Here is a 26,829-nt window from a genome sequence, read left to right as displayed (position 1 = left end):
AACCATCGAATCGGCAGGCGGTCCGGGAGTGTCACCCGACGCACGGGGGTGATCGGCGGCGAGCGTCAGGCCGCAGATTCAGAGGGCATCCTGCCAGCTCAAGGGTGAGCACGCGCCAAAACGTAGCGGCCTCATTGGGCCGTGGGCGAAAAGCGAGCAGGCGGCTACGTGCGTACCTGCTTCTACCCTGGGAGGGACGTTACCGACTCAACATTCGACGGCGCTGACCGCCAGCCCGCCGCGCGAAGTCTCTTTGTATTTGTCGTGCATGTCGGCGCCTGTGTCGCGCATCGTGCGGATGACCCGGTCCAGCGAGATAAAGTGCTGACCGTCGCCGCGCAAGGCCATTTGCGCAGCATTGATGGCTTTCACCGCAGCGATGGCGTTGCGCTCGATGCACGGCACCTGAACCAGTCCACCCACCGGATCGCAGGTCAGGCCCAGGTTGTGTTCCAGACCGATTTCAGCCGCGTTGCACAGCTGCGCCGGGGTGGCACCCAGGATGTCCGCCAGACCGGCCGCCGCCATGGCGCACGCCGAACCGACCTCGCCCTGACAGCCGACTTCGGCGCCTGAGATCGACGCGTTCTTTTTGCACAGAATGCCGATGGCTGCGGCGCCCAAGAGGTAATCGACCACGTTGGCTTCGCTGACCTCGTCGCTGAATTTGACGAAGTAATGCAGTACCGCCGGAATGATCCCCGCCGCGCCGTTGGTGGGCGCCGTGACCATGCGCCCTCCTGCGGCGTTTTCTTCGTTGACGGCCAGCGCGAACAGGTTGACCCACTCCATCGCGCTGAGCGTCGAGCCAATCACGTTCGGCTTGTTCAATTCCAGAAGGCTGCGATGCAGACGCGCCGCACGACGACGTACGTTCAGGCCGCCCGGCAGGATGCCCTCGTGCTTCAAGCCCAGCTCGACACATGCCTGCATGGCACGCCACAGGTGCATGAGCCCGGCGCGGATTTCGTCTTCGCTGCGCCAGACCTTCTCGTTTTCCATCATCAGCTGCGACACTCGCAAACCGTGGGTTTCGCAAAGCATCAGCAGTTCATCGGCACTGGAGAAATCATAGGGCAGCACGGTTTCGTCGCGATCCAGCACGCCGCTGGCGGCCTGGGCTTCATCGACGACAAAACCGCCGCCCACCGAGTAATAAGTGTCGCGATGAAACTCGCCCTGCTCATTGAACGCGACCAGCGTCATGGCGTTGGGATGGAACGGCAGGTTTTCGTCGATGAGCAGCATGTCGCGCTGCCAGATGAAAGGGATCGGGCAATCGCCATTGAGCTTTAGGGTGTCGGTTTCACGCAGTTCGGCAATGCGCTGGCCGATCAGTGCAGGGTCAATCGCATCGGGCCATTCGCCCATCAGGCCCATGATCACCGCGCTGTCGCTGCCATGGCCGACGCCGGTTGCCGAGAGCGAGCCGTAGAGCCGTACTTCGAGACGTTGCACCTGAGTCACTTGATCGCGTTCGCGCAGCCCCTGAACGAACAAGGCTGCCGCGCGCATGGGGCCGACGGTGTGTGAGCTGGAGGGGCCGATACCGATCTTGAACAGGTCGAACACGCTGATAGCCATTAACCGCAAACCTCCGAAAACAGGGCTCCCGGCGCGCCGCGCGGCCGGCGACGGAGCTGCTACGCTCAAGCAGCGATCCATCGAGATGGCGGCATCATCAGCCTTTTGTTTTGCAGGGCGGCGTCTCACACCGACTCACCCATGCCCACCAACGTCGCGCCTGCTTTAACCGGCGCCTGAGCACGATCGGCTGCCGATTCGGGCACTTTTTGCCGTATCGTCACTCTGCTTTTGTCCCGGGAATCATTCGGCGAGCAGGGAAAAAACCTGTAAGCGACGTCACTGATACTGGATACGACGCCCTGTGTACTGGATACGACGCCCCCTGTAGGCGTTTGTTTTTCCCTGTTACATGATCGTTGTCGACTCAATCGCCAGACGCAGTGATGGAGCTGTTTTCCCAACTTGACTCGCCGACACCATAAAACGCATCAACTGCGGTTGATGCCGAGAAAAAAACACCAAAGGAGTCCAACATGAAAGGTTCACAAAGGCTGTTACTGGGCGTTGCGCTGAGTCTCCCTGTCCTGGCCCAGGCCGCAGAGCCTGCTGCTTGCCAGATGGTCAATTTTTCCGATGTGGGCTGGACCGACATCACGGCGACCACCGCCGTTACCAGCGTCGTGCTGCAGTCGCTGGGCTACAAAACCAAAACCACGATGATTTCCGTGCCGGTGACCTACAAATCGCTGGCCGATGGCAAGAACATGGACATCTTCCTCGGCAACTGGATGCCGACCATGGAAAACGACATCAAGGCCTACCGCGACGCCGGCACCGTCGAAACCGTCCGCGCCAACCTCGAGAACGCCAAGTACACCCTCGCCGTTCCCCAGGCCCTCTACGACAAGGGGCTTCACGATTTCGCCGATATCGTCAAATTCAAGAAAGAACTCGACGGCAAAATCTACGGCATCGAGCCGGGGAACGACGGCAACCGCCTGATCCAGAGCATGATCGACAAGAACGCCTTCGGCCTGAAAGACGCGGGTTTCAAGGTAGTCGAATCGAGCGAAGCCGGCATGTTGTCCCAGGTCGACCGCGCTTCGCGACGCAACACCGACGTGGTGTTCCTCGGCTGGGAACCGCACCCGATGAACACCCGCTTCAAAATCAAATACCTCACCGGCGGCGACGACTTCTTCGGCCCCGACTTCGGCAAAGCCACCGTTTATACCAACGTGCGCAAGGGCTACACCACCGAGTGCAGCAACGTCGGTCAACTGTTGAAGAACCTGTCTTTCACGCTGCCGATGGAAAGCGCGCTGATGGGCAACATCCTCGACGACAAGATGAAGCCTGAAGCGGCCGCCAAGGCGTGGCTGAAAACCAACCCTCAAGTACTCGACACCTGGCTGGCGGGTGTCACCACCGTGGACGGAAAACCTGGCCTGGAAGCCGCAAAAGCCGAGCTGACGAAGTAACTCGACAGGCAGGCGGGTACGCCCGCCTGTTGTCCTCTTTTCATCCCGCACGCGGACAACCGACATCATGCTGACTGATCATAAAATCCCTCTGGGCGAGTACATCGCCGGCTTCGTCGAATGGCTGACGCAGCACGGCGCCAGTACCTTCGACGCCATCGCTTCGTCACTGGAAACCATGATTCACGGTCTGACCGGCGGGCTGACCTGGTTCAACCCCTTCGTGCTGATCGGCCTGGTTGCCCTGCTCGCCCACTTCATTCAGCGCAAATGGGGCCTGACCGCATTTGTGATCATTTCCTTTCTGCTGATCCTCAACCTGGGGTACTGGCAGGAAACCATGGAGACCCTGGCCCAGGTGCTGTTCGCCACGGCAGTCTGTGTGGTGATCGGTGTGCCGCTGGGCATCATTGCCGCGCACAAGCCGATGTTTTACACCTGCATGCGACCCGTCCTCGACCTGATGCAGACGGTGCCTACTTTCGTTTACCTGATCCCGACCCTGACCCTGTTCGGTCTCGGCGTGGTACCGGGCCTGATTTCGACGGTGGTGTTTGCGATCGCTGCGCCGATCCGACTGACGTATCTGGGCATCTGTGATGTCCCGCAAGAACTCCTCGACGCCGGCAAAGCCTTCGGCTGCTCGCGCCGTCAACTGCTCTCCCGCATCGAACTGCCCCATGCCATGCCAAGCATCGCGGCCGGCATCACCCAGTGCATCATGCTGTCGCTGTCGATGGTGGTGATCGCCGCGCTGGTGGGCGCAGATGGCTTGGGCAAACCTGTGGTCAACGCACTGAACACTGCTGATATCGCACTGGGCTTCGAAGCGGGCCTGGCGATCGTATTGCTGGCGATCATGCTCGACCGGATCTGCAAACAACCGGACGCCAAAGTGAGGGCCGACGCATGAGCATCATCAAATTCGATCAGGTTGACGTCGTCTTCTCCAAAGACCCGCGTGAGGCACTCAAGCTCTTGGACCAGGGCCTTACGCGGGCTGAAATCCTCAAGAAAACCGGCCAGATCGTCGGCGTCGAAAAAGCCACGCTGGAGATCAACAAAGGCGAGATCTGCGTACTGATGGGGCTGTCGGGCTCCGGCAAATCCAGCTTGCTGCGGTGCATCAACGGCCTGAACACGGTCAGTCGCGGCTCGCTGTTCGTCGAGCACGAAGGCAAGCAGATCAACATCGCTGCCTGCACCCCCGCCGAGCTGAAGATGATGCGCACCAAGCGCATTGCGATGGTGTTCCAGAAGTTTGCGCTGATGCCCTGGCTGACGGTGCGCGAGAACATCAGCTTTGGTCTGGAAATGCAGGGCCGTCCCGAGAAAGAGCGGCGCGCACTGGTGGACGAAAAGCTGGAGCTGGTCGGCCTGACCCAATGGCGCAACAAGAAGCCGGACGAGCTGTCGGGCGGCATGCAGCAGCGTGTCGGCCTGGCCCGGGCGCTGGCGATGGATGCTGACATTCTGCTGATGGACGAGCCGTTTTCGGCCCTCGATCCGCTGATCCGTCAGGGCTTGCAGGATGAACTGCTGGCGCTGCAGAAGAAGCTGAACAAGACCATCGTCTTCGTGAGTCACGACCTGGACGAAGCGCTCAAGCTCGGCACCCGCATCGCGATCATGAAGGACGGTCGGATCATTCAATACAGCGTGCCGGAAGAGATCGTGCTCAACCCCGCCGATGAATACGTGCGGACATTCGTTGCCCACACCAACCCGCTCAACGTGCTGTGCGGTCGCAGCCTGATGCGCCCGATCACCCAGTGCACGCGCATCAACGGTTCTCAGGTCTGCCTGGACCCGAGCGACGACACATGGATTGATCTGTCCGACGGCAACGCCATCACCGGCGCCCACCAGCATGGCGCGACCCTTGATCTGCAAAGCTGGGAGCCTGGCCAGTCGGTGGAAACCCTCGGCCGCAAACCGACCGTCGTCCATTCAGACATCGGTATGCGTGACGCCCTGCAGATCCGCTATCACACCGGCAACAAACTGGTCTTGCAGGAGAACAACCAGCTGGTCGGCATCCTCGGTGACAGCGAGCTGTACCACGCATTGCTGGGCAAGAATCACGGCTGAGGCGGCGCCTGACGCACGCATTCGCCAGCAAGCCGGCTCCTACGGATTCGCGTCGAATACCCATCGCCGAACGCCAGAAGTCTGTAGGAGCGTGGCTTGTCCCGCGATCGATGGGAACCCGTCGCAGATTGGATGACTGCGGGTATGAGCCTTACCGCATTTCCACACATTGCTGCCGGTGCCCGGCAGATCGCGGGACAAGCCACGCTCCTACAGTTGCCAGTTTCGAAAAGTGTTCCGAACGAACCTCAAACAAACTGCGCACGCCTGCAACTTTTTGTTGATTGAACGTTCAATTAAAAAGCTTTACAGTGGTTGCCGTTTCCAGCCACTCACGATCACCCGGCACATCAAGGAGCCCCACAGATGCCCAAGGTCGGTATGCAACCCATTCGGCGTCAGCAGTTGATCCAGGCCACCCTGACGGCGGTCGATCAGGTCGGGATGGGCGATGCCAGCATTGCGCTGATCGCCAAACTGGCGGGGGTCTCCAACGGCATCATCAGCCACTATTTTCAGGACAAGAACGGCCTGATTGCAGCGACGATGCGCCACCTGATGAATGCGCTGATCGCCAGCGTCGCCGAGCGGCGCCGGGCATTGAACGACGACAGCCCGCGGGCTCACCTGAAAGTGATCATCGAGGGCAACTTCGATTCCAGTCAGGTCAACGGTCCGGCGATGAAAACCTGGCTCGCCTTCTGGGCAACCAGCATGCACTCGCCCTCGCTGCACAGGCTGCAGCGGATCAACGATCACCGCCTGTATTCCAACCTCTGCTGCCAGTTCCGTCGCGCATTGCCGTTGGACGAAGCACGCAGCGCAGCCCGGGGGCTGGCGGCATTGATCGACGGCTTGTGGCTGCGCGGCGCGCTTTCGGGCGACGCCTTCGACACCGAACAAGCGCAACGGATCGCCTACGAGTACATGGACTTTCAACTGGCAAAAGCGCCGAGCTGAAGCAGCCGGCATCACGACCAAGGCAGCGCACGGCGCACTCGGTCGTCACCCACCCAGATTACTGCGAGGATTTTATGGCCCGTTTCGAACTGCAAAAACTCTACATCGACGGCGGCTACGTGGACGCGAGCAGCAACGCGACCTTCGACGCCATCAACCCGGCCAATGGCGAAGTCCTGGCCCAGGTGCAGCGCGCAACTCAGGAAGACGTCGAACGCGCCGTTGTCAGCGCTGAAAAGGGTCAGAAAATCTGGGCCGCCATGACCGCCATGGAGCGCTCGCGCATCCTGCGTCGTGCCGTCGACATCCTGCGTGAACGCAACGATGAGCTGGCCGAACTGGAAACCCTGGACACCGGTAAAGCGATCTCCGAAACCAAATACGTCGACATCGTCACCGGCGCCGACGTGCTGGAGTATTACGCCGGCCTGGTGCCCGCCATTGAAGGCGAGCAGATTCCGCTGCGTGACACCTCGTTCGTCTACACCCGCCGCGAGCCGCTGGGCGTCACCGTCGGCATCGGCGCGTGGAACTACCCGATCCAGATCGCCCTGTGGAAGTCCGCCCCGGCGCTGGCAGCCGGCAACGCGATGATCTTCAAGCCAAGCGAAGTCACCTCACTGACCACGCTGAAACTGGCCGAGATCTACACCGAAGCCGGCGTGCCGGACGGCGTATTCAACGTGCTGACTGGCGCCGGCAGCGACGTGGGCAGCTGGCTGACCGAGCACCCGCGCATCGAGAAGATCTCGTTCACCGGCGGCGTGCAGACCGGCAAGAAAGTCATGGCCAGCGCTTCGAGCTCGTCGCTCAAGGAAGTGACCATGGAGCTGGGCGGCAAATCACCGCTGATCATTTTCGACGACGCCGATCTGGATCGCGCCGCTGACATCGCGATGATGGCGAACTTCTACAGCTCGGGTCAGGTCTGCACCAATGGCACTCGCGTGTTCGTACCGAGCGCCCTGAAGGCCGACTTCGAAGCGAAAATCCTTGAGCGCGTCAAACGCATCCGCGTCGGCAACCCGCAGGACGACAACATCAACTTCGGCCCGCTGGTGAGCTTCGCGCACATGGAAAACGTGCTCGGCTACATCACCAAGGGCAAGGAAGAAGGCGCGCGCCTGCTGATCGGCGGCGACCGCCTGACCGAGGGCGAGCTGGGCAACGGTGCATTCGTCGCGCCGACCGTGTTCACCGACTGCACCGATGAGATGACCATCGTCAAAGAGGAAATCTTCGGCCCGGTCATGAGCATCCTCAGCTACGACACCGAAGAAGAAGTGATCCGTCGCGCCAACGACACCGAAATGGGTCTGGCCGCCGGCATCGTAACCAAGGACCTGAACCGCGCGCACCGCGTCATCCATCAACTGGAAGCCGGTATCTGCTGGATCAACGCCTGGGGCGAGTCCGACGCGAAAATGCCGGTCGGTGGCTACAAGCAGTCGGGCGTGGGCCGCGAAAACGGTATCAGCTCCCTGGCGCAGTACACCCGGATCAAATCGGTACAGGTCGAGCTGGGCGATTACGCGTCGGTGTTCTGATCTGGCCGCCGCGCTTCCACAGACGGCCGCGACGTCCTTGTAGGAGCCGGCTTGCTGGCGAATGCGATGGATCAGAGACATTTCCGTTGACTGACCCACCGCGTTCGCCAGCAAGCCGGCTCCTACGGGGCTTAATCCACGTACATCCGCTTCATACCTGACAAATCTCAAAGAGGGAACATTTCAATGTCCCAGGAATTCGACTACATCATCATCGGCGCCGGCTCGGCCGGTAACACCCTGGCAGCCCGTCTCACCGAGGACGCAGGCGTCACCGTGCTGTTGCTTGAAGCTGGAGGCCCGGACTATCGCGCCGACTTCCGCACGCAGATGCCGGCCGCGCTCGCGTTCCCGCTGCAAGGCCGTCGCTACAACTGGGCCTACGAGACCGAGCCAGAGCCACACATGAACAACCGCCGTATGGAATGCGGTCGTGGCAAGGGTTTGGGCGGCTCGTCGCTGATCAACGGCATGTGCTACATCCGCGGCAACGCCATGGACTACGACGGCTGGGCGAAAAACCCGGGGCTGGAAGACTGGTCTTACCTCGATTGCCTGCCGTACTTCCGCAAGGCCGAAACCCGCGACATCGGTCCGAACGATTACCACGGTGGCGAAGGCCCGGTCAGCGTCACCACGCCGAAAGCCGGCAACAATCCGCTGTTCGCCGCGATGGTTGAAGCAGGCGTGCAAGCCGGTTATCCGCGCACCGACGACCTCAACGGTTATCAGCAGGAAGGCTTTGGCCCGATGGACCGCACCGTCACGCCGTTCGGCCGTCGCGCCAGCACCGCCCGTGGCTACCTGGACGAAGCGAAGAAGCGTTCGACCCTGACCATCGTCACTCACGCGCTGACTGACCGTATTTTGTTCGACAACAAGCGCGCCGTCGGCGTGGCCTACATGGTCGGCGACAGCGACACCCGCATCGAAGCCCGCGCTCGCAAGGAAGTCCTGCTGTGCGGCGGCGCAATTGCCTCGCCGCAGATCCTGCAGCGCTCCGGCGTCGGCCCCGCGCCGCTGCTGAAGAAGCTCGACATTCCGGTCGTTCATGACCTGCCGGGCGTCGGTGAAAACCTGCAAGACCACCTCGAAATGTATTTGCAGTACGCGTGCAAAGAGCCGGTCTCGCTGTACCCGTCGCTCCTGTGGTGGAACCAGCCGGCCATCGGCGCCGAGTGGATGTTCCTTGGCAAAGGCATCGGCGCCAGCAACCAGTTCGAAGCGGGCGGTTTCATTCGTTCGCGCAAGGAATTCGAGTGGCCGAACATTCAGTACCACTTCCTGCCGGTCGCGATTAACTACAACGGCAGCAAGGGCGTGCAGGAGCATGGTTTCCAGGCGCACGTCGGCTCGATGCGTTCGCCGAGTCGTGGTCGCGTGCAGTTGAAGTCGAAGAATCCTCGCGAGTACCCGAGCATTCTTTTCAACTACATGGCGTCCGAGCAGGACTGGCAGGAATTCCGCGACGGCATTCGCCTGACCCGCGAGATCATGCAGCAGCCAGCGCTGGACCAATACCGTGGCCGCGAAATCAGCCCGGGCATCGATGTGCAGAGCGACGAGCAGCTGGACACGTTCATCCGCGAGCACGCCGAGACCGCGTATCACCCGTCCTGCTCGTGCAAGATGGGCACCGATGAAATGGCTGTCGTCGATGGTCAGGGCCGTGTGCACGGGATGGAGGGACTGCGTGTGGTGGATGCGTCGATCATGCCGCTGATCACCACCGGCAACCTCAACGCACCGACGATCATGATGGCCGAGAAAATCGCCGACAAGATCCGCGGTCGTGCCCCACTGCCACGCAGCACTGCTGATTACTACGTCGCAGGCGACGCGCCAGTGCGTGGCAAGCCGATGCGTGAAGTGGGTCCGTTGGCGCAGTAATAAACGCCAATCACTGGGATCGGATAAAACCGGTCCCGCTAGCGGCGCACATTTCTCAGCAGGACCGGCTTCAGCCGGGAAGAGGCCAGTGGCTACACCCTCGGTTTTGCGGTGTGACGCCTGACGCATTCCCGGCTAAAGCCGGTCCCACAGTGGGTAAATCCCATGCCCGCGTCGTACAACCCTCCCCCGCTGCAGTGATCATCCGCGCTATGATTCGGGCCGTTGCCTCTCCGAATCGCCAAGGAGCCTTCCTGCATGTTCGACTTCTCCGCTCAGCTCAAACAGCGGTTCGCCGCCCTGCAGAGCAGCGCCCCGTTTTTCTCCCTGCGCTACGTCAAACAGACCAGCCAGCATCTGTCAGTGCGCAAGAACGTCGCCGAGCCGCCGCACTTGAGCATCGACGAAGGCGCGATGCTCTCCGTGCGCGTCAATGGCGTTGAAGCCTACGCGGCGACCAACGACATCTCCCTGCGCGGGCTTCAATCGGCGCTGGAGCAGGCTGAGATTCAAGCGCGGCAACTGGCCCCGCACTTCCTCCTCGACCTGCGCGACCATGCTGTCGCCACTGCTCGTGCCGATTACCTTTCCCCCAACTTGCAAAGCGCATTTCCCTCGCTGAGCGATTGCTACGCGCTGCTGAATGCCGAATCGGCATCGGTGCCCAGGGACGAGCGTCTGGTCAACTGGCAGGTGAGCCTGGGGCTCGAGAACGTCGAGCAGATCTACCTCAACAACGCCGGTGCCGAAATTCGTCAGGCCCAGCGTTTCGTCTTCCCAGGCTTGACCGTCACAGCGTATGACGGGCAGGACAGCCAGACCCGTAGCCTCGGCCGCGAAAACTTCGGCCAGCAAGGCGGCGCGGAAGTCATCGCGTCGTGCGGGATCATTGGCGCGGCGGTCAACGTCGCCGATCAGGCGCTGCAACTGGTCATGGCGCCGAACACGCCCTCCGGCCCGCGCGATCTGTTGCTGACACCCGACCAGATGACCCTGCAAATCCACGAATCCATCGGCCACCCGCTGGAGCTGGACCGCATCCTCGGCGATGAGCGCAATTACGCCGGCACCAGCTTCGTCAAAGCCAGCGACTTCGGCAGCCTGCAATACGGCTCAAGCCTGCTCAACGTGACGTTCGATCCTGAAATCCCCGAGCAACTGGCGAGCTACGGCTTTGATGACGACGGCACGCCAGCCAGCAAGCAGTTTCTGATCAAGAACGGCGTACTGGTGAGGCCGCTGGGCGGCGCGCTGTCGCAATACCGCAGCGGCATGGAAGGCGTCGCCAACAGCCGCGCATCCAGCTGGAACCGCGCACCCATCGACCGCATGGCCAACCTCAATATCGAACCGGGCGACAAATCGATGGCGCAGCTCATTGGTGGCATCGAGCACGGCATTTTGATGAGCACCAACCGCTCGTGGTCGATCGATGATGCTCGCAACAAATTCCAGTTCGGCTGCGAGTGGGGTCAACTGATCGAGAACGGTGAAATCAAGGGCGTGGTGAAAAACCCCAACTACCGCGCGATCTCCGCCCAGTTCTGGCGCAACCTCAGCGCGGTCGGCGACGCCAGCACCTTCAAGGTCCTCGGCACACCCAACTGTGGCAAAGGCGAGCCCAATCAAGTGATACGCGTGGGGCATGCCTCGCCCGCTTGCGTGTTCGCGAGCGTTGATGTTTTCGGAGGTGACGCATGATGTCCCGTCAAGCGCAATTCAAGGCCCTGGCTGAATGGCTGCACGGCGCAGTCACGGCGGACGAGCGTTACACCCTCAGCTACGACGCCGAAGCGTCGGACTTCATCCGCTTCAATCACGCCAAAGTGCGTCAGGCTGGCCATGTGCAGCAGGCCAGCGTGACCTTCAAACTGATTGCCGCAGGCCGCCACGCCAATCTGAACCTCACGCTGTCGGGCGATGGCGAGGTCGATCGACAGCGCCTGAGCGAAGCCCTGATTCAATTGCGCGAGACGCTGACGCTGTTGCCGGAAGACCCTTATCTGCAACTGAACGACGAGGCCTGGCAGAGCAGCAACGTGCAGGAGACGCCGTTGCCGGACAGCGCCCATGTCGTCGAGCAGATCGCGCAACTGGGCGAGGGGATGGATCTGGTCGGTATTTACGCGGCCGGGCCGATCTATCGCGGCTTCGCCAGTTCCGGCGGTGCGCTGGGCTGGCATCAGGCCAACAGCTTCAATTTCGACTGGAGCCTGTTCCACGAGAACGGCCAGGCAGTGAAAGCCAATTACGCCGGCCACACCTGGACTGACGAAGGCTTCGCACGGCGCTTTGCGCTGGCCCGTGAGCAACTGACGTTCCTTGGACGCCCGGCACATGCCCTTGCGCCCGGGCAATACCGCGCCTATCTGGCGCCTGCCGCGTTGGAAGAAGTCATGGGCATGCTGTGCTGGGGTGGATTCTCCGCGCAGTCGCTGGCGGACAAGACCAGCCCCTTGCAGCGGCTGTACGACGGCCAATCCACGCTGAGTCCGCTGGTGAGTTTGAACGAGCAGGTCAGCGGCTCGTTGTCGCCCGCGTTCTCCAGTGAAGGTTATCCGCGGATGGACCTGACGCTGGTGGCCGAAGGCGTGGCCCGGGATCGCATGATCGATTCGCGCAGTGCGGCCGAATATGACCTTGTCGCCAACGGCGCAGGCTGGGGTGAGTCGCCGAGCGCGCTGAGCATGGCGGGTGGTTCGCTGGCGCTGGATGAGGTGTTGAAAGCACTGGGCACGGGCCTGTACATCAGCAACCTGTGGTACCTGAATTTCTCGGACCGCACCGCCGGGCGCATCACCGGGATGACCCGCTTCGCCACGTTCTGGGTCGAAGACGGGCAAATCAAGGCACCGGTCAACACCATGCGCTTCGACGACAGTATCTTCGCGCTGCTGGGCACGGCGCTGGAACAACTGACCACAGAAAGGGAACTCCTGCTGTCGACGAGCACCTACAGTCAGCGCCAGACCGCCTCGAATCTGCTGCCCGGCGCGCTGTTGAGTGGGTTGACGCTGACGTTGTAACGCCGACGTCTATCTGTAGGAGCCGGCTTACTGGCGAAAGCGGAGGGTCAGTCACCTCAAGCGTGTCTGGTGTAATGCGTTCGCCAGCAAGCCGGCTCCTACGGAATGCGACCACAAGCGGGACATGCCGCGCGACAGGCAGCCCGCGATAGCAACAACCGATCAAGCACGAGCAACCACAAGGACCCTCGATTCACATGCCGACCTCAACACCGCAGCTGGACGCCCGCACCCTGCGCTGGATGCCATGGGTCATCGCCATCGCCTTTTTCATGCAAAGCCTGGACGGCACGATCCTCAACACCGCGCTGCCATCCATGGCTCGCTCGTTGTCTGAAGACCCGCTGCGCATGCAGTCGGTGATCATCGCCTACATGCTGACCATCGCCCTGCTGATCCCCGCGTCGGGCTGGATTTCCGACCGCTTCGGCATCAAGCGCATCTTCTTCAGCGCAATCCTTTTGTTCAGCTTCGGCTCGTTGCTGTGCGCGGTGTCCAACTCCGTCGGCATGCTGGTCGGGGCACGGGTGATTCAGGGGCTCGGCGGCGCGTTGATGATGCCGGTCGGCCGGCTGATCGTGCTGCGCGCCTATCCAAGGACCGAGCTGGTGCGCACGTTGAGCTTCATCACCATGCCCGCCCTGCTTGGCCCGCTGATGGGCCCGACCGTTGGTGGCTGGCTGGTGGAATACCTGAGCTGGCACTGGATCTTCCTGATCAACCTTCCGGTGGGGATTCTCGGTTGTTTTGCGGTGCGCAAATTCATCCCCGATCTTCAGGGCGGCGGACGTACACGTTTTGATCTGGTCGGGTTCGGCCTGTTTGGCGCGTCGATGGTGCTCATCACCATTGCCCTGGAAGGCCTGGGCGAACTGCACTTGCCGCACTTGCGGGTGGTGATGCTGCTGTTCGGCGGCATGGCGTGTCTCGCCGCGTACTGGTTGCGCGCCAGTCACGTGGACGCGCCGCTGTTCTCTGCGCAATTGTTCAAGACCCGCAGTTTTGCGGTGGGCATCATGGGCAATCTGTTCGCGCGTCTGGGCAGCGGCGCCCTGCCCTTTCTGCTGCCGCTGATGCTGCAAGTTGCCCTGGGTTACTCGCCGTCTCACGCGGGCATGAGCATGATTCCCCTGGCCCTCGCGGCAATGTTCGCCAAGCCGCTGGCGACCAAAGCCATCGAACGGCTGGGTTATCGCATCGTGCTGACCGGTAACACCCTGCTGCTGGGTATTCTGCTGGCGAGCATGGCGCTGATCAGTGCCGACACGCCGTACTGGCTGCTGCTGATTCATCTGGCGTTTCTCGGCGGGGTCAACTCGCTGCAGTTCTCGGCGATGAACGCGGTAACGCTGATCGATCTTGACGACGCCAGTGCCGCCAGTGGTAACAGCTTGCTGTCGGTGGTCGCGCAGTTGTCCTTGAGTCTCGGCGTCGCCTGCGCGGCCGCGTTGCTGGGCGGATTCAGCGACGACGTGGCGACGGGTGAGGTCAGCGACGTGCTCGGCGCGTTTCAGCTGACCTTCCTGTGTGTCGGCGTGCTGGCAATGCTGGCAGCGTCGATCTTCCTGCAACTGTCGCCCCGCATGGCGCCCGAAGCACCGGCGCGCAAACCACAACCGGAGCCCGAGATCGAGGCGTGATGCACTCACCATTTATCGCGCGCCGCCCCAAGGCAGGGGTCGCGACCTGATACACTGCGCGACATTTTGTTTTGCAGGCCCGTCCCGTGACTAACACCGCTTTTAACTCACTGCCCCTTTCCGCCGCCATGCTGGCTAACCTGGAGTCCCTTGGTTATGCCGAGATGACGCCGATTCAGGCGCAGAGCCTGCCGGTGATCGTCAAGGGGATGGACCTGATCGCCCAGGCCAAGACGGGCTCTGGCAAAACCGCTGCATTCGGCATCGGCCTGCTCAATCCGATCAATCCGCGTTACTTCGGCTGTCAGGCGTTGGTGCTCTGCCCTACCCGTGAGCTGGCCGATCAGGTGGCCAAGGAAATCCGTCGTCTGGCGCGTTCCGAAGACAACATCAAGGTGCTGACTCTCTGTGGCGGCGTGTCTTTCGGCCCGCAAATCGGCTCGCTGGAGCACGGCGCGCACATCATCGTCGGCACACCGGGTCGCATCCAGCAGCATCTGCGCAAGGGTTCGCTGGTGCTGGATGGCCTGAACACACTGGTGCTGGACGAAGCCGACCGCATGCTCGACATGGGTTTCTACGACGCCATCGCCGACATCATCGAGCAGACGCCCAAGCGTCGCCAGACCCTGCTGTTCTCGGCCACGTACCCGGTGGGTATCAAGCAGCTGGCCTCGAAATTCATGCGCGATCCGCAGACCGTCAAGGTCGAAGCGCTCCACGCCGACAGCCAGATCGAGCAGATCTTCTACGAAATCGCCCCCGAGCAACGTCTCGAAGCGGTGGTCCGAGTGCTCGATCATTTCCGTCCGCAGTCCTGCGTGGCGTTCTGCTTCACCAAGCAGCAGGTTCAGGAAGTGGTCGATCACCTGACCGCCAAGGGCATGTCTGCCGTCGGCCTGCATGGCGATCTGGAACAGCGCGACCGCGACCAGGTGCTGGCGATGTTCGCCAACCGCAGCACCTCGGTGCTGGTGGCCACTGACGTTGCTGCGCGCGGTCTGGACATCGATGGTCTGGACATGGTGCTGAACGTCGAGCTGGCGCGGGATTCGGAAATCCACATCCACCGCGTCGGCCGTACCGGTCGTGCGGGTGAGACCGGCATCGCCGTCAGCCTCGTCGCGCCCGGCGAAAGCCAGCGCGCCCGCGCCGTTGAAGAGCTGCAGAAAGCGCCGCTCAACTGGCAGCAGTATGACCAACTGGAACGCAAGGAAGGCGGCAAGCTGCTGCCGCCGATGACCACCCTGTGCATTGGCTCGGGCCGCAAAGACAAACTGCGCCCTGGCGACATTCTGGGCGCGCTGACGGGCGAGGCAGGCATTCCCGGCACCCAGGTGGGCAAAATCGCGATCTTTGATTTCCAGGCCTACGTCGCCGTGGAACGCAGCATGGCCAAGCAGGCGCTGGAGCGTTTGAACAACGGCAAGATCAAGGGCAAATCGTTGCGCGTACGGATTCTTTAACCCACCCAGTACCGCGTCGCCCCCTGATCGCGAGCAAGCTCACTCCTACAAGGCCGCGCACCCCCTGTAGGAGTGAGCTGATCGTTCCCACGCTCTGCGTGGTAACACCGGGCCGGGCGCTCTGCGCCCAAGGGTGACGCCGAGCGTCACGGTATGCATTGCCAACGCAGAGCGTTGGCACGATCTTCTTCCCGATACTCCGAGGACACCGCTTTGCCCGTTACTGACGTTGTGATCATCGGCGCCGGCGCCGCAGGTTTGATGTGTGCATTCACGGCGGCCCAGCGCGGGCGCAAGGTCATGTTGATCGATCACGCCAACAAGCCGGGCAAGAAAATCCTCATGTCGGGCGGCGGTCGCTGCAACTTCACCAACCTGTACACCGAGCCCGCCAACTTCCTCTCGCAGAACCCGCATTTCTGCAAATCGGCGCTGGCCCGCTACACACAGTGGGATTTCATCGAGCTGGTGGGCAAGCACGGCGTGCCGTACCACGAGAAGAAACTCGGCCAGCTGTTCTGCGACAACAAATCCAGCGACATCCTCGGTCTGCTGCTCGCTGAATGCGACACCGCCAGCGTGAGCCTGCACATGGACACTTCGGTGCAGAGCATCGAGAAAGTCGAAAACGGTTACCTGCTGAAAACCACCTTGGGTGAACTCCGTTGCGAGTCGCTGGTGATTGCCACGGGCGGCCTGTCGATTCCGACACTGGGCGCTACCGGTTTCGGCTATCAGGTCGGCACGCAGTTCGGCCACACACTGTTGCCCACCCGGGCGGGCCTGGTGCCGTTCACCATCACCGATCAGTTGAAAGAGCTGTGCACCGAACTGACCGGCACGTCGGTCGATTGCCTGGTGAGCTGCAACGACGTCAGCTTTCGCGAAAACATCCTGTTCACCCACCGTGGCTTGAGCGGGCCGGCGATCCTGCAGATTTCGTCCTTCTGGCAGCCGGGCGATACGGTCGAAATCAACCTGATGCCCGACCACGACGCCCACAGCTGGCTGACCGAGCAACAGGCCGAACGCCCGAACAGCGAACTGAAGACGCTGCTCGGCGAGATTTTCACCAAGAAAATGGCCACCCTGATTGCCGAGCAGTGGTTTGTGTCCAAGCCGATGAAGCAGTACACCCACGCCGAACTGGCCGACGTCGCCGCCAAACTGGCGAGCTGGCAGGTGGTGCCGGCGGGCACCGAAGGGTATCGCACGGCCGAAGTGACACTGGGCGGCATCGACACCCGTGAAGTGTCGTCGAAGACCATGGAATCCCTTAAATCGCCCGGCCTGTACTTTATCGGCGAGGTGCTGGATGTCAGCGGGCATCTGGGCGGCTTTAACTTCCAGTGGGCCTGGGCCTCGGCGTACGCGGCGGCGCAGTTCGTTTAGCTTGCGGCGACATCAAACACTGTAGGAGCGCGCTTGCCCGCGATTGAGGTGGGTCAGCCAACACCTGTGCTGAAGTCACTGACGTCTTCGCGGGCAAGCGCGCTCCTACAATGACCGAGACCAGCACTCAGAACCCTGTTTCAGAGACGCCACGGTGAGCATCACGGAATAAATTTTGCTAACCGGATGTACAGCGCGCATCCGGCGCTGTACATATCCCTCAGCAAAATCAATCGCGAACAAGGCCGTCAGCGTTCATGGCATCGACATCGTTGCGCAATACATTCCGCCGTCTCTGGGCGCTGGACAAGTTTTCCTACAGCGTGCGGGTTTTCATCGCGCTGACCGGCAGCATGGCGCTGTGCTGGTACCAGAACGAGATGTCCCAACTGATCCCGCTGTTCCTCGGGATTATCGCCAGCGCCCTGTCGGAAACCGATGACAGCTGGCAAGGCCGCCTCAATGCGCTGGCCGTGACGCTGGTGTGTTTCAGCATCGCGGCGTTGTCGGTGGAGCTGCTGTTCCCCTACCCCGTGATATTCATCTGCGCCTTTGCCTTCGCGGCCTTCTGCCTGACGATGCTCGGCGCGCTGGGCGAGCGCTATGGCGCCATTGCCTATGCGACGCTGATTCTCTCGGTCTACACCATGATCGGCGTCGATCAGCGCGGCGGCGAAGTCACCGATTTCTGGCACGAGCCCATGCTGCTGGTCGCGGGCGCGGCGTGGTACGGCCTGCTGTCGGTGCTGTGGCAGATGCTGTTTTCCAATCAGCCGGTGCAGCAGGCGCTGGCCCGCCTGTTTCGCGAGCTGGGCCTGTACCTGAAGCTCAAATCAGAGCTGTTCGAGCCGATCCGTACGCTGGATATCGAAGCCAAGCGCCTTGAGCTTGCCAAGCAGAACGGCAAGGTCGTCGGCGCGCTCAACGTGACCAAGGAAATCATCCTTAACCGCGTCGGCAGCGGTCGCCCCGGCTCGAAGGTCAGTCGCTACCTGAAGCTGTACTTCCTGGCGCAGGACATCCACGAGCGCGCCAGTTCGTCGCACTATCCCTACAACTCCCTGGCCGAAGCGTTCTTCCACAGCGACGTGCTGTTTCGCTGCCAGCGCCTGCTGCGCCAGCAAGGTCGCGCCTGCCGTGACCTGTCGGCGTCGATCCAGCTGCGCCAGCCGTTCATCTATGACGACAGCTTCGCCCACGCGCTGAATGATCTGCGCGCCTCCCTCGAACACCTGCGCATTCAGAGCAACCCGGCGTGGCGCGGGCTGCTGCGTTCGTTGCGGGCGCTGGCCAATAACCTCGGCACCCTCGACCGGCTGCTCAGTGATGCGAGCAACCCCGACGCCCTGGCGGACGCCACCGACAGCAGTCTGCTCGACCGCTCGCCGCGCAACCTCAAGGACGTCTGGACGCGCCTGCGCCTGCAACTGACCCCGACCTCGCTGTTGTTCCGTCACGCCCTGCGCCTGCCGCTGGCGCTGGTCATCGGTTACATCATGGTTCACCTGATTCACCCGTCCCAGGGCTACTGGATCATCCTCACCACGGTGTTCGTCTGTCAGCCAAGCTACGGCGCCACGCGGCGCAAACTCGGGCAGCGGATCATCGGCACCGCGATTGGCCTGACGGCGGGCTGGATTCTGTTCGACCTGATCACCACGCCAGTCCTGCAGTCGATGTGCGCGGTGCTGGCCGGCGTGGTGTTCTTCGTCAACCGCACCACGCGCTACACGCTGTCGACGGCGGCGATTACGGTGATGATTCTGTTCTGCTTCAATCAGGTCGGCGACGGCTACGGCGTATTCCTGCCGCGCCTGCTGGACACGCTGCTGGGCAGCCTCATCGCCGGCCTGGCGGTGTTCCTGTTCCTGCCCGACTGGCAAGGTCGCCGGCTGAACAAGGTGCTGGCCAACACGCTGTCGTGCAACAGCATTTACCTGCGCCAGATCATGCAGCAATACGCAAACGGCAAGAGCGACGATCTGGCCTATCGACTCGCCCGCCGCAACGCCCATAACGCCGACGCGGCGCTTTCCACCACGCTGGCCAACATGCTCATGGAGCCGGGGCATTTCCGCAAAGAGGCCGACGTGGGTTTCCGCTTCCTGGTGCTGTCACACACCTTGCTCAGTTACCTGTCGGGTCTGGGCGCGCATCGGGACGCACCGCTGCCGCCCGAAGTACGCGAGCATCTGATTGAAGGCGCCGGTGCCAGCCTTGCCGCGAGCATCGATGAAATCGCCCAAAGCCTGGCGATGCGTGAGCCGGTGGCGGTGCAAAGCGATGCCGAAGAAGCGCTGGCGACGAGCCTGGAACAGATGCCGGAAGAAATCGACGAGGGGCAACGGCTGGTGCAAACCCAACTGGCGCTGATCTGCAGTCAGTTAGGGCCACTGCGCACCCTGGCAGCGCACTTGATCAAAGAACCGGTCAAAGAACCCGACATCACAGACCGTGCAGCTTGATGAGCCTGTCGTACGTGCCGTCGGCTTTCATGTCGGCGATTGCCTTGTCGAAATCCAGAACGATCTGCTGATGATCCGCCCGCTTGATGCTGACCAGCATGTGCAGACTGTTCTCGCTCAGTGACCTGGGCAGGAATTCAACGTTGGCCTGCACGTCCGCCGGCTCGCGATTGAGGGCGAACCGCGCCGCGTACTCGTCTTCCACCGTCAGGTCGACCCTGCCCGCTGCAAGCATTCTGACGGCGGTCGAGAAACCCGCCACCGGCACCTTTTTCAGCTCGGCATCGGCGTCGAATTCAGGCGAATAGGCGTATCCGCGCACGACGGCGATCGAATAGCCGTGCAGCTGCGACAGGTTCTGAAAGTCGATGGAGGCGTCTTTGCGCTTCAGGAAGCGCAGGCGGTTGATCAGGTACGGCGCGGAAAAAACCCCGATGCGCGTGCGGTCTTCGCTGTACCAGGCGTTGATAACGATGTCGTATCGCCCTTCGCTCAGCCCGTGTATCGCCCGCGCCCAGGGGACCTGCTCGTATTCGGTGTCATAGCCGGCGCGGCCCAGCGCGGTGCGAATCAGGTCGGTGGAAAGCCCGTCGTGCAGCAATGACACGTCGGCATAAGGCGCCCATGCATCGCCGGCAAGACGCAGTGTCTGCGCGACAGCGCCCTGGGCTATCAGCATCATTCCCAACAGCCCTGCGGCGCACAGCAAACGCGACATGCTCAGCTTCCTTGTGGCAACTGGCCTTCAGTGAAGACGCATTTTGCGCATTGCACAACTCATAACACGGCGATGTTTGTGCCGCAGTTCAACAAAATGACGCACCGTTGATTGAATCAGTGTCGAGCCCTGCTCGCCGCGAATTTGGGCTGGCGCCGATATGCGTTTAGTATCCTGCATCCACTTCTTCTCGCAGGCCGGCGTCATGTCTATCAACTGGATTTGCAAACACCATACCGACCTTGGAAAAGAGCAGCTGTACGCCGTTCTGCAACTGAGGGCGCAGGTGTTCGTGGTGGAGCAGAAATGCTGGTATCTGGACGTCGATGGTCAGGATTTGCTGGGCGATACTTGCCATCTGATGGCCTGGCAGAATGATCAGTTGGTCGCTTACCTGCGTTTGCTTGACCCGATCCAGCAGAACGGCGACGTGACCATCGGCCGCGTGGTGACCGCACCGTCAATGCGCAACAAGGGAATGGGCCATGAGCTGATGGTTCAGGCGTTGGTGCACGCGGAACGCCAATGGCCGGACCAGCCGATCTTTCTGTCGGCCCAGGCCCATTTGCAGGGTTACTACAGCCGCTACGGCTTCAATCCGGTGGGCGAGGTGTACGTCGAGGACGGCATTCCCCACATCAGCATGCGTCGGGATCTGGACTGATCCGGCGCGCGGGCCCTGGCGCCCTTCGTAGGACCGGCTTTAGCCGGGAAGCTCTTGAGTCAACGCCCCTGACACGCCGTCACGGATACCCCAGCACCATCTTGAGGGCCTGCAGATTGCCCTCGATCCAGCGGCGGTCAATCGCGCCCCAGTCACGAATCCGGTAACCGCCGGCATGATTGCGGGCGCCATCGAGTTGTTCGAATTCGCAGACAATATCCAGATCAGCCAGCGCCGCGATGGTGTCCTGGGCGGTGCGACGGGGCATGCCGGTGACATCGGTCAGGGCCGGTACGCTGCTGGCGATGCCGCTGTCGATCAGATACGCGACATACAGGCGGCGGTAAAAACTGCTTTTGGTCTTGCTGACTTCCATCAAAACTTCCTTGAAAAGCGTTAGCGGCTGATCAGCGCGCCGTCGTCTGCATGTCCCGCCAGGTCAGGTAGATGCGCAGGTCGAATTCCAGCTGGTGATAGCCCGGCTGCATGTGTTCGCATAACTGATAAAAGGCCTTGTTGTGATCCGACTCTTTGAAATGCGCCAGTTCGTGGACCACGATCATCTTCAGAAACTGCGGCGCGGCCTCCTTGAACAACGCCGCCACGCGGATTTCCTTCTTGGACTTGAGCTTGCCGCCCTGCACCCGCGACACGGTGGTGTGCAGGCCCAGCGCGCGGTGGGTCAGGTCCAGGCGGTTATCGAACAGCACTTTGTCGATGTTCGGCGCGTTGCGCAGGTATTCCTGTTTGAGCGACAGCGCATAGGCGTACAGCGCCTTGTCGCTCTGGATTTCGTGACGATCGGGATAGCGCTGCTGCAGGTAATCCGTCAGCCGGTTCTGCGCGATCAGTTGCCGAACCTGATCCTGCAGACCTTCAGGATAGGCCTGCAGGTATTTGAGCGGCATGGGCGTGGTGACAGTCATGGTCGGATCGGGTAGCGGGAAAAGCGCGAGTCTACCGCGTCAGTCCTGCCCGAGCAGCTGTAACGCGACCGGCAGATCGACCGGCTCGACAAAACGCTCTGCCTCAAGGGGCGGCATCGGATGAGCAATAAGGAAGCCCTGAATGATCTGACAGCCGTTGTCGACCAGCCACTCATACTGCTCGTAGGTTTCGACGCCCTCCGCAACCACCTCGATATCGAGCATGCGACATAGGTCAATGATGCTGCGCGCGACGGCCAGGTCGCGGGACGATCCCAGCATGCCGCCAATGAAGTGCCGATCGAGTTTCAGGGTGTCCAGATCAAGGTTGCGCAGATGGGCAAGGGAGCTGTCGCCTGCGCCGAAATCGTCCAGCGACACACGCACGCCGATGTCATGCAGGTCCTGCAGTTGCTTGCGGCTGTGCACCAGATTGTGGACCAGCGACGGCTCGGTGATCTCGACTTCCAGCTGCCGAGGTTTCAGGCCGTGTATCTGCATCGCGCGCTGCAGCTCCGCCGCCAGGTTCGGCAGGCTGAATTGCGCAGGGCTTACGCTGACGCTCATGACCAGATCGTCCGGGAATACGTCGCTCCAGCGTTGGCGCTGCGCCGCACCCTGTTCGAAAATCCAGCTGCCGAGCTTGTTGATCAGCCGCGTCTCTTCCAGCAGCGGAATAAACACACCTGACGGCACGTCGCCCGCGTCCGGATGATGCCAGCGCAGCAGCGCCTCGAAGCCCCGCGTCTTGCCGGTGACCACGTTGACCTGCGGCTGGTAGACCATGGAAAAGTCTTTGCCATCAATCGCCGTGCGCACGCTCTCTTCGAGCATCAGACGGGAGCGTGCGCGGCCATTCATGTACTGATCGAAGAAACGGTACTGCTGGCGCCCTGCGCGCTTGGCTTCGTACATCGCGATGTCCGCCGCACGCAGCAGGCCATCCAGATTGGTGCCGCAGTCCGGGTAAACCGCGATGCCGATACTCGCGCCGAGTGTGGCCTCTACCCCGTCAATCATGCGCCGCGCGGAAACCCGCTCGATGAGTTTCTCGGCGACCTTGGCGGCGTGCTCGGGGAAGTCCAGCCCGTCGATGACCACCACAAACTCGTCGCCGCCCATGCGCGCAAGCACATCGTAAGGACGCAGGCAGTCTTTCAATTGCGCGCCGACCCATTGCAACACCTGATCGCCGGCGTCGTGGCCCAGGGAATCATTCACATCCTTGAAGCCGTCGAGGTCCAGGTACAACACGACCAGGTATTTGCCCGCGTGCTCGTTGCGCAGCAGCATCCCTTCGACCGTCTGATAGAAACCACGGCGGTTGAGCAGGCCGGTGAGGGAATCCGTCACGGCCTGATGTTCGAGCTGACGGTAGAGGTCACGCACCACCGACATGTCGAGCACGCTGAGCACCATGGCGCGCTGCTCGGCGGGCAGCGGCGCGCACGACAACGCGACCGGGACCTGGCGACCCTCGGGCGTTCGCAGCACGGCATCGTGGACGCGGTAGGTGTCGGCACGGCGATAGTGATGATAAAAGCCGGAGTCGGACCATTCGCCGACGCTGGGCTCGTGCAGATAAGCGCACAAACCAGTGCCGCGCAGCTCGCCGTCGGTCATGCCCAGCAAACGGCAGATCGCCGGATTGGCGAAGCTGATGACGCCGTCTTCGGTGACGACAAGAATGCCTTCGGCCACGTTCGCCAGCACCGATGCATTGAAGGCCCGCGCCGATTCCAGCTCGCGGCTCAGCTTCTGCAGGGCACGCCGATTTTGCTGCTGCTCCAGAAGCGCCTGTACCTTGGGTCTGAGAATATTGGGGTCGAACGGTTTGAACAGGTAATCGACTGCGCCGCTGGCGTAGCCCTTGTGCACCGAATCGCGGGATTGTTCGTTGGCCGTGAGGAAGATGATCGGCGTCAACCGGGTTCGCAGGCTGCCACGCATGAGGCGGGCGACTTCGAAGCCATCCATGTCCGGCATCTGCACATCGAGAAGCACCAGATCGACATCTCGGTCCAGCAAAATACCCAACGCTTCCATGCCTGAGGCGGCAGTGATGATTTCCCGATCCTGTCGCTGCAGGACAGCGCACATGGTCACCAGATTTTCCGGGTAATCATCAACGACCAACAATACTGATTTGCCACTTTGTGGCAGGGACTGCACGCATTCCATGCTGCTACTCATCATTCACTTGACTGCCCGGGGAACGGCCCCGCTGATGGACTGATTGGCCATTACTCTAGCTTCGATTGACGAAAAAAGAAGGCGGCCATAGCAGTGCCCTTTAAAAAGTGCCATTCAACCGACTAACGGTAATGGCGCTCAATGTCAGCACCGCCCTGAGCTGCAGCAAAAGTAGCGGCACTTTGACGTCAACCGTTCGACGGAATCGCATTAACAAACGCGGCGGTGAACCGTATAAAAAGCGCCCCACAACCCCTTGCGCCCGCGACTTTGCTGGCATTGAGACATACCGGACGACTAGACATGATTGATTTGGGAACGTGGAATCTGAGCATTCCAGTGGGCTCGCCCCCCGCCACTATCGAGACACAACAACTGCTTCAAGGTTACGACGGCAAGTACTTCAAGTCCGGCTCATCGAACATCACATTCTGGGCACCGGTCACCGGCAGCAAGACCGCCAACGCGATCTACCCACGCACCGAACTGCGAGAGACCTGGTCCAACGGCACGCTGCACAACTGGTACTACCAGGACGCCGATAATTACCTGAATGCCAAGCTCAAGGTTCTTCAGGTGCCGTCTTCCGGCAGGGTTGTCATCGGTCAGATTCATGTCTACGAGAGCACCCAGCCGCTGTTGAAGCTCGAATATCAGTACCTGGAAGCGACGCACATGGGCAACATCGTCGCCAAGGTCCGCTACCACCCCACCGACAAAAAAGCGCGTGTGATCACGGTGGCGGAAAACGTCAGCCTTAACGAGACGTTCAACTACGTCATCCACCTTAATAAAGCCGGGCTGCTCAGCGTGACCGCCCATGGCATGGCCTGGAATGACCGGATCAGCGCCACCTGGAGCAAACAGCAGCTGTACTTCAAGGCCGGGGTCTACACCCAGGACAACACGGGCTACACCAGCGAAGGCGGCAAGACCATGTTCTTCAACCTGGACGCCGACCACAACAAGAGCTGATGCGCGCGCAAGGGAGCCCGAGCGTGTGTGTCGCTCGGGCTCCTGAGCAGGCAGCCCTTACGCCGCCCTGTACTCTTTTTCCGCTGCTTCAAATCGCGTCAGCATGCCCGGCGTCGGGCCTTTGCCGATCGTGCTGAAGACCACGATGGCGATACTGGCGAAGATAAAGCCGGGGATAATTTCGTACAGGCCCAGCAGTTCGAAATGCTTCCACACCACGACCGTGATCGCGCCGACCAGAATCCCCGCCAGCGCGCCGTTGCGGGTCATGCCTTTCCAGATCACCGAGATCAGTACCACCGGCCCGAATGCCGCGCCGAATCCGGCCCACGCGTAGCTGACCAGACCCAGCACGCGGTTTTCCGGATTCGCCGCCAGGGCGATCGCGATCAGCGCCACCAGCAGGACCATGGCCCGGCCGACCCACACCAGCTCTGTCTGGGACGCGCTTTTGCGCAGAAAGGCTTTGTAGAAGTCTTCGGTCAGCGCACTTGAACACACCAGCAACTGACAGCTCAGCGTGCTCATGACCGCCGCCAGGATGGCCGAGAGCAGGACGCCGGCAATCCAGGGATTGAACAGGATCTTGGCCAGCTCGATGAAGACGCGCTCGTGGTTTTCGGTCACCGGCCCCGCCACCTCAGGGTGCGCCGAAAAGTAGGCGATGCCGAAGAAGCCCACGGCGACGGTGCCGCCCAGGCAGAGGATCATCCAGGTCATGGAAATACGACGCGCCTTGGCGATCGACCCGACCGAGTCCGCGGCCATGAAGCGCGCCAGAATGTGCGGTTGACCGAAATAGCCCAAGCCCCAGCCCATCAGCGAAATGACGCCGATGAAGGTGGTGTTCTTGAGCATGTCGAAGTTGCTCGGGTCCTGCGCTTCGATCGCCATGAACGTGGTGTCGACCCCGCCTGTCGCCAACAGCACGATGATTGGCGTGAGGATCAGCGCGAAGATCATCAGGGTCGCCTGCACGGTGTCTGTCCAGCTGACGGCCAGGAAACCGCCAACGAAGGTGTAGGCAATCGTCGCCGCAGCGCCCGCCCATAATGCGGTTTCGTAGGACATGCCGAAGGTGCTCTCGAACAGCCGCGCGCCGGCGACGATGCCGGAGGCGCAGTAGATCGTGAAAAACACCAGAATCACGATGGCCGAAATCACTCGCAGCAAACCGCTGTTGTCTTCGAAGCGGCTGGAAAAGTAATCCGGCAGGGTCAGCGCATCGCCGTTGTGTTCGGTCTGTACCCGCAGGCGACCGGCAACGAACAGCCAGTTCAGGTAGGCGCCGATGATGAGCCCGATGGCGATCCAGCTTTCCGACAGACCGGACATGTAGATTGCGCCCGGCAGGCCCATGAGCAGCCAGCCGCTCATGTCCGATGCACCGGCTGAAAGCGCCGTAACCACACTGCCGAGGCTGCGCCCGCCGAGAATGTAGTCCGAGAGATTGTTGGTGGAGCGGTAGGCCATGAGTCCTATGAGGACCATTGCGGCGATGTAGATCACGAAGGTGATCAAGGTAGGGTTGCTGACACTCATCGGTTAGGTTCCGGCGTTGTTTTTATAGGCGCGAGCAGGGCGAAGTTCGCCTGAGGCATCAGGTTTGCGCAAGGCCGCTCGCGTATGTCGCGGGCTGGCAAAGAGCTTGCCGCTGCACACCGCTTGAATGCACCAAAGCGGCGCATCCTAGAGGACATTCCGGAGCAGGTGCAACCCGAAAACCGGCATTCCGGGGCTTTTTTACAATTTAGATCAAAATGCCATCGGCGCAGTATTTGCGGGGGAATTGCCCAATAGAGCCGAGATTCAATGGGCACCCTAACCGGGCGCGCCATGGCCACTTTGGCTCAATACGGGGCACTCTG

Annotated in this window: 20 protein-coding genes; 14 read left to right on the top strand and 6 right to left on the bottom strand. The window is 61.4% G+C overall.

The features are described 5' to 3' along the window. Nucleotides 1–207 precede the first annotated feature (207 nt). The gene (locus tag ACQKEN_RS02180) at nucleotides 208–1,584 is read right to left on the bottom strand and encodes an L-serine ammonia-lyase (RefSeq protein ID WP_427683332.1); all 1,377 of its coding nucleotides are present in this window, start codon (nucleotides 1,582–1,584) and stop codon (nucleotides 208–210) included. Between the two features lie 476 nt (nucleotides 1,585–2,060). Here ACQKEN_RS02180 and ACQKEN_RS02175 point away from each other — a divergent pair, with 476 nt between their 5' ends. The 12 genes from ACQKEN_RS02175 (at nucleotide 2,061) to yccS (ending at nucleotide 19,485) form a co-directional block, all read left to right on the top strand. Further along, nucleotides 2,061–3,008: a choline ABC transporter substrate-binding protein gene (locus ACQKEN_RS02175; protein ID WP_427683330.1), complete on the top strand. Its 948-nt coding sequence runs from the start codon at nucleotides 2,061–2,063 to the stop codon at nucleotides 3,006–3,008. A 64-nt stretch (nucleotides 3,009–3,072) separates the two neighbouring features. Beyond that, the gene (gene choW / locus ACQKEN_RS02170; protein WP_172613019.1) at nucleotides 3,073–3,921 is read left to right on the top strand and encodes a choline ABC transporter permease subunit; all 849 of its coding nucleotides are present in this window, start codon (nucleotides 3,073–3,075) and stop codon (nucleotides 3,919–3,921) included. Beyond that, on the top strand, nucleotides 3,918–5,099 hold the full coding sequence (gene choV, locus ACQKEN_RS02165) for a choline ABC transporter ATP-binding protein (protein WP_427683328.1): 1,182 nt from the start codon (nucleotides 3,918–3,920) through the stop codon (nucleotides 5,097–5,099). Before choW ends, choV begins: the two co-directional genes overlap by 4 nt. Before the next feature lie 366 nt (nucleotides 5,100–5,465). Next, nucleotides 5,466–6,059 carry a transcriptional regulator BetI gene (betI, locus tag ACQKEN_RS02160; protein WP_122533875.1) on the top strand — a complete coding sequence of 198 codons (594 nt, stop codon included), beginning with the start codon at nucleotides 5,466–5,468 and terminating at the stop codon, nucleotides 6,057–6,059. Nucleotides 6,060–6,133: 74 nt separating this feature from the next. Beyond that, nucleotides 6,134–7,606 (top strand): betaine-aldehyde dehydrogenase, encoded by a 1,473-nt coding sequence (gene betB / locus ACQKEN_RS02155; RefSeq protein WP_427683327.1) that lies wholly within the window; start codon nucleotides 6,134–6,136, stop codon nucleotides 7,604–7,606. 186 nt (nucleotides 7,607–7,792) lie between these two features. Continuing rightward, nucleotides 7,793–9,496, top strand: a complete 1,704-nt coding sequence (gene betA / locus ACQKEN_RS02150; protein WP_427683325.1) for a choline dehydrogenase — start codon at nucleotides 7,793–7,795, stop codon at nucleotides 9,494–9,496. Nucleotides 9,497–9,754: 258 nt separating this feature from the next. Further along, nucleotides 9,755–11,197, top strand: a complete 1,443-nt coding sequence (locus tag ACQKEN_RS02145; protein WP_427683323.1) for a TldD/PmbA family protein — start codon at nucleotides 9,755–9,757, stop codon at nucleotides 11,195–11,197. Beyond that, nucleotides 11,197–12,522, top strand: a complete 1,326-nt coding sequence (locus ACQKEN_RS02140) for a TldD/PmbA family protein (protein WP_427683793.1) — start codon at nucleotides 11,197–11,199, stop codon at nucleotides 12,520–12,522. Before ACQKEN_RS02145 ends, ACQKEN_RS02140 begins: the two co-directional genes overlap by 1 nt. A gap of 197 nt (nucleotides 12,523–12,719) precedes the next feature. Continuing rightward, nucleotides 12,720–14,162 carry a multidrug transporter subunit MdtD gene (gene mdtD, locus ACQKEN_RS02135; protein WP_427683321.1) on the top strand — a complete coding sequence of 481 codons (1,443 nt, stop codon included), beginning with the start codon at nucleotides 12,720–12,722 and terminating at the stop codon, nucleotides 14,160–14,162. Nucleotides 14,163–14,248: 86 nt separating this feature from the next. Next, nucleotides 14,249–15,628, top strand: coding sequence for an ATP-dependent RNA helicase DbpA (gene dbpA, locus ACQKEN_RS02130; protein ID WP_172610483.1), 1,380 nt, complete (start codon nucleotides 14,249–14,251; stop codon nucleotides 15,626–15,628). A gap of 213 nt (nucleotides 15,629–15,841) precedes the next feature. Next, the gene (locus ACQKEN_RS02125; protein WP_427683319.1) at nucleotides 15,842–17,020 is read left to right on the top strand and encodes an NAD(P)/FAD-dependent oxidoreductase; all 1,179 of its coding nucleotides are present in this window, start codon (nucleotides 15,842–15,844) and stop codon (nucleotides 17,018–17,020) included. 257 nt (nucleotides 17,021–17,277) lie between these two features. Next, nucleotides 17,278–19,485: a YccS family putative transporter gene (gene yccS, locus ACQKEN_RS02120; protein ID WP_427683318.1), complete on the top strand. Its 2,208-nt coding sequence runs from the start codon at nucleotides 17,278–17,280 to the stop codon at nucleotides 19,483–19,485. On the opposite strand, the gene ACQKEN_RS02115 is transcribed toward yccS, so the two are convergent. After that, the gene (locus ACQKEN_RS02115) at nucleotides 19,466–20,203 is read right to left on the bottom strand and encodes a substrate-binding periplasmic protein (RefSeq protein WP_427683316.1); all 738 of its coding nucleotides are present in this window, start codon (nucleotides 20,201–20,203) and stop codon (nucleotides 19,466–19,468) included. The genes yccS and ACQKEN_RS02115 overlap by 20 nt on opposite strands. Nucleotides 20,204–20,408: 205 nt before the next feature. On the opposite strand from ACQKEN_RS02115, the gene ACQKEN_RS02110 reads away from it, so the two are divergent. Next, entirely contained in the window at nucleotides 20,409–20,867 is a 459-nt protein-coding gene (locus ACQKEN_RS02110; protein WP_427683314.1) for a GNAT family N-acetyltransferase, read from the top strand. A 79-nt stretch (nucleotides 20,868–20,946) separates the two neighbouring features. Here the strand turns inward: ACQKEN_RS02110 and ACQKEN_RS02105 are convergent, their stop codons facing one another. From ACQKEN_RS02105 to ACQKEN_RS02095, 3 genes are read right to left on the bottom strand one after another with little or no spacing between them, the layout of a single operon-like run. Then, a complete protein-coding gene (locus ACQKEN_RS02105) occupies nucleotides 20,947–21,243 on the bottom strand; it encodes a winged helix-turn-helix domain-containing protein (protein ID WP_427683313.1) in 297 nt (98 codons plus the stop codon). A 31-nt stretch (nucleotides 21,244–21,274) separates the two neighbouring features. Then, the gene (locus ACQKEN_RS02100) at nucleotides 21,275–21,775 is read right to left on the bottom strand and encodes a YgjP-like metallopeptidase domain-containing protein (RefSeq protein ID WP_427683791.1); all 501 of its coding nucleotides are present in this window, start codon (nucleotides 21,773–21,775) and stop codon (nucleotides 21,275–21,277) included. A 57-nt stretch (nucleotides 21,776–21,832) separates the two neighbouring features. Beyond that, nucleotides 21,833–23,974 (bottom strand): putative bifunctional diguanylate cyclase/phosphodiesterase, encoded by a 2,142-nt coding sequence (locus ACQKEN_RS02095; protein ID WP_427683311.1) that lies wholly within the window; start codon nucleotides 23,972–23,974, stop codon nucleotides 21,833–21,835. A gap of 315 nt (nucleotides 23,975–24,289) precedes the next feature. On the opposite strand from ACQKEN_RS02095, the gene ACQKEN_RS02090 reads away from it, so the two are divergent. Next, nucleotides 24,290–24,961, top strand: coding sequence for a polysaccharide lyase family 7 protein (locus ACQKEN_RS02090; protein ID WP_427683310.1), 672 nt, complete (start codon nucleotides 24,290–24,292; stop codon nucleotides 24,959–24,961). 57 nt (nucleotides 24,962–25,018) lie between these two features. Here ACQKEN_RS02090 and putP read toward each other — a convergent pair whose 3' ends face one another. Then, a complete protein-coding gene (gene putP / locus ACQKEN_RS02085) occupies nucleotides 25,019–26,503 on the bottom strand; it encodes a sodium/proline symporter PutP (RefSeq protein ID WP_427683308.1) in 1,485 nt (494 codons plus the stop codon). Nucleotides 26,504–26,829: the final 326 nt, after the last annotated feature.

Source organism: Pseudomonas sp. NPDC078416 (genome assembly GCF_050268485.1).
In the GTDB taxonomy this organism is placed as follows: domain Bacteria; phylum Pseudomonadota; class Gammaproteobacteria; order Pseudomonadales; family Pseudomonadaceae; genus Aquipseudomonas.
Note: the sequence above shows the minus strand (reverse complement) of the source record. Positions and strands in the feature narration are given on the sequence as shown.

What these genes read in the sequence shown, in the direction of transcription:
- ACQKEN_RS02175 (WP_427683330.1), top strand. Translation starts at nt 2,061, where the DNA reads ATGAAAGGTTCACAAAGGCTGTTACTGGGCGTTGCGCTGAGTCTCCCT.
- yccS (WP_427683318.1), top strand. Translation starts at nt 17,278, where the DNA reads ATGGCATCGACATCGTTGCGCAATACATTCCGCCGTCTCTGGGCGCTG.
- betB (WP_427683327.1), top strand. Translation starts at nt 6,134, where the DNA reads ATGGCCCGTTTCGAACTGCAAAAACTCTACATCGACGGCGGCTACGTG.
- ACQKEN_RS02105 (WP_427683313.1), bottom strand. Translation starts at nt 21,243, where the DNA reads ATGGAAGTCAGCAAGACCAAAAGCAGTTTTTACCGCCGCCTGTATGTC.
- betI (WP_122533875.1), top strand. Translation starts at nt 5,466, where the DNA reads ATGCCCAAGGTCGGTATGCAACCCATTCGGCGTCAGCAGTTGATCCAG.
- ACQKEN_RS02100 (WP_427683791.1), bottom strand. Translation starts at nt 21,775, where the DNA reads ATGCCGCTCAAATACCTGCAGGCCTATCCTGAAGGTCTGCAGGATCAG.
- choV (WP_427683328.1), top strand. Translation starts at nt 3,918, where the DNA reads ATGAGCATCATCAAATTCGATCAGGTTGACGTCGTCTTCTCCAAAGAC.
- mdtD (WP_427683321.1), top strand. Translation starts at nt 12,720, where the DNA reads ATGCCGACCTCAACACCGCAGCTGGACGCCCGCACCCTGCGCTGGATG.
- ACQKEN_RS02145 (WP_427683323.1), top strand. Translation starts at nt 9,755, where the DNA reads ATGTTCGACTTCTCCGCTCAGCTCAAACAGCGGTTCGCCGCCCTGCAG.
- ACQKEN_RS02115 (WP_427683316.1), bottom strand. Translation starts at nt 20,203, where the DNA reads ATGTCGCGTTTGCTGTGCGCCGCAGGGCTGTTGGGAATGATGCTGATA.
- putP (WP_427683308.1), bottom strand. Translation starts at nt 26,503, where the DNA reads ATGAGTGTCAGCAACCCTACCTTGATCACCTTCGTGATCTACATCGCC.
- ACQKEN_RS02180 (WP_427683332.1), bottom strand. Translation starts at nt 1,584, where the DNA reads ATGGCTATCAGCGTGTTCGACCTGTTCAAGATCGGTATCGGCCCCTCC.
- ACQKEN_RS02095 (WP_427683311.1), bottom strand. Translation starts at nt 23,974, where the DNA reads ATGGAATGCGTGCAGTCCCTGCCACAAAGTGGCAAATCAGTATTGTTG.
- ACQKEN_RS02110 (WP_427683314.1), top strand. Translation starts at nt 20,409, where the DNA reads ATGTCTATCAACTGGATTTGCAAACACCATACCGACCTTGGAAAAGAG.
- ACQKEN_RS02140 (WP_427683793.1), top strand. Translation starts at nt 11,197, where the DNA reads ATGTCCCGTCAAGCGCAATTCAAGGCCCTGGCTGAATGGCTGCACGGC.
- betA (WP_427683325.1), top strand. Translation starts at nt 7,793, where the DNA reads ATGTCCCAGGAATTCGACTACATCATCATCGGCGCCGGCTCGGCCGGT.
- ACQKEN_RS02090 (WP_427683310.1), top strand. Translation starts at nt 24,290, where the DNA reads ATGATTGATTTGGGAACGTGGAATCTGAGCATTCCAGTGGGCTCGCCC.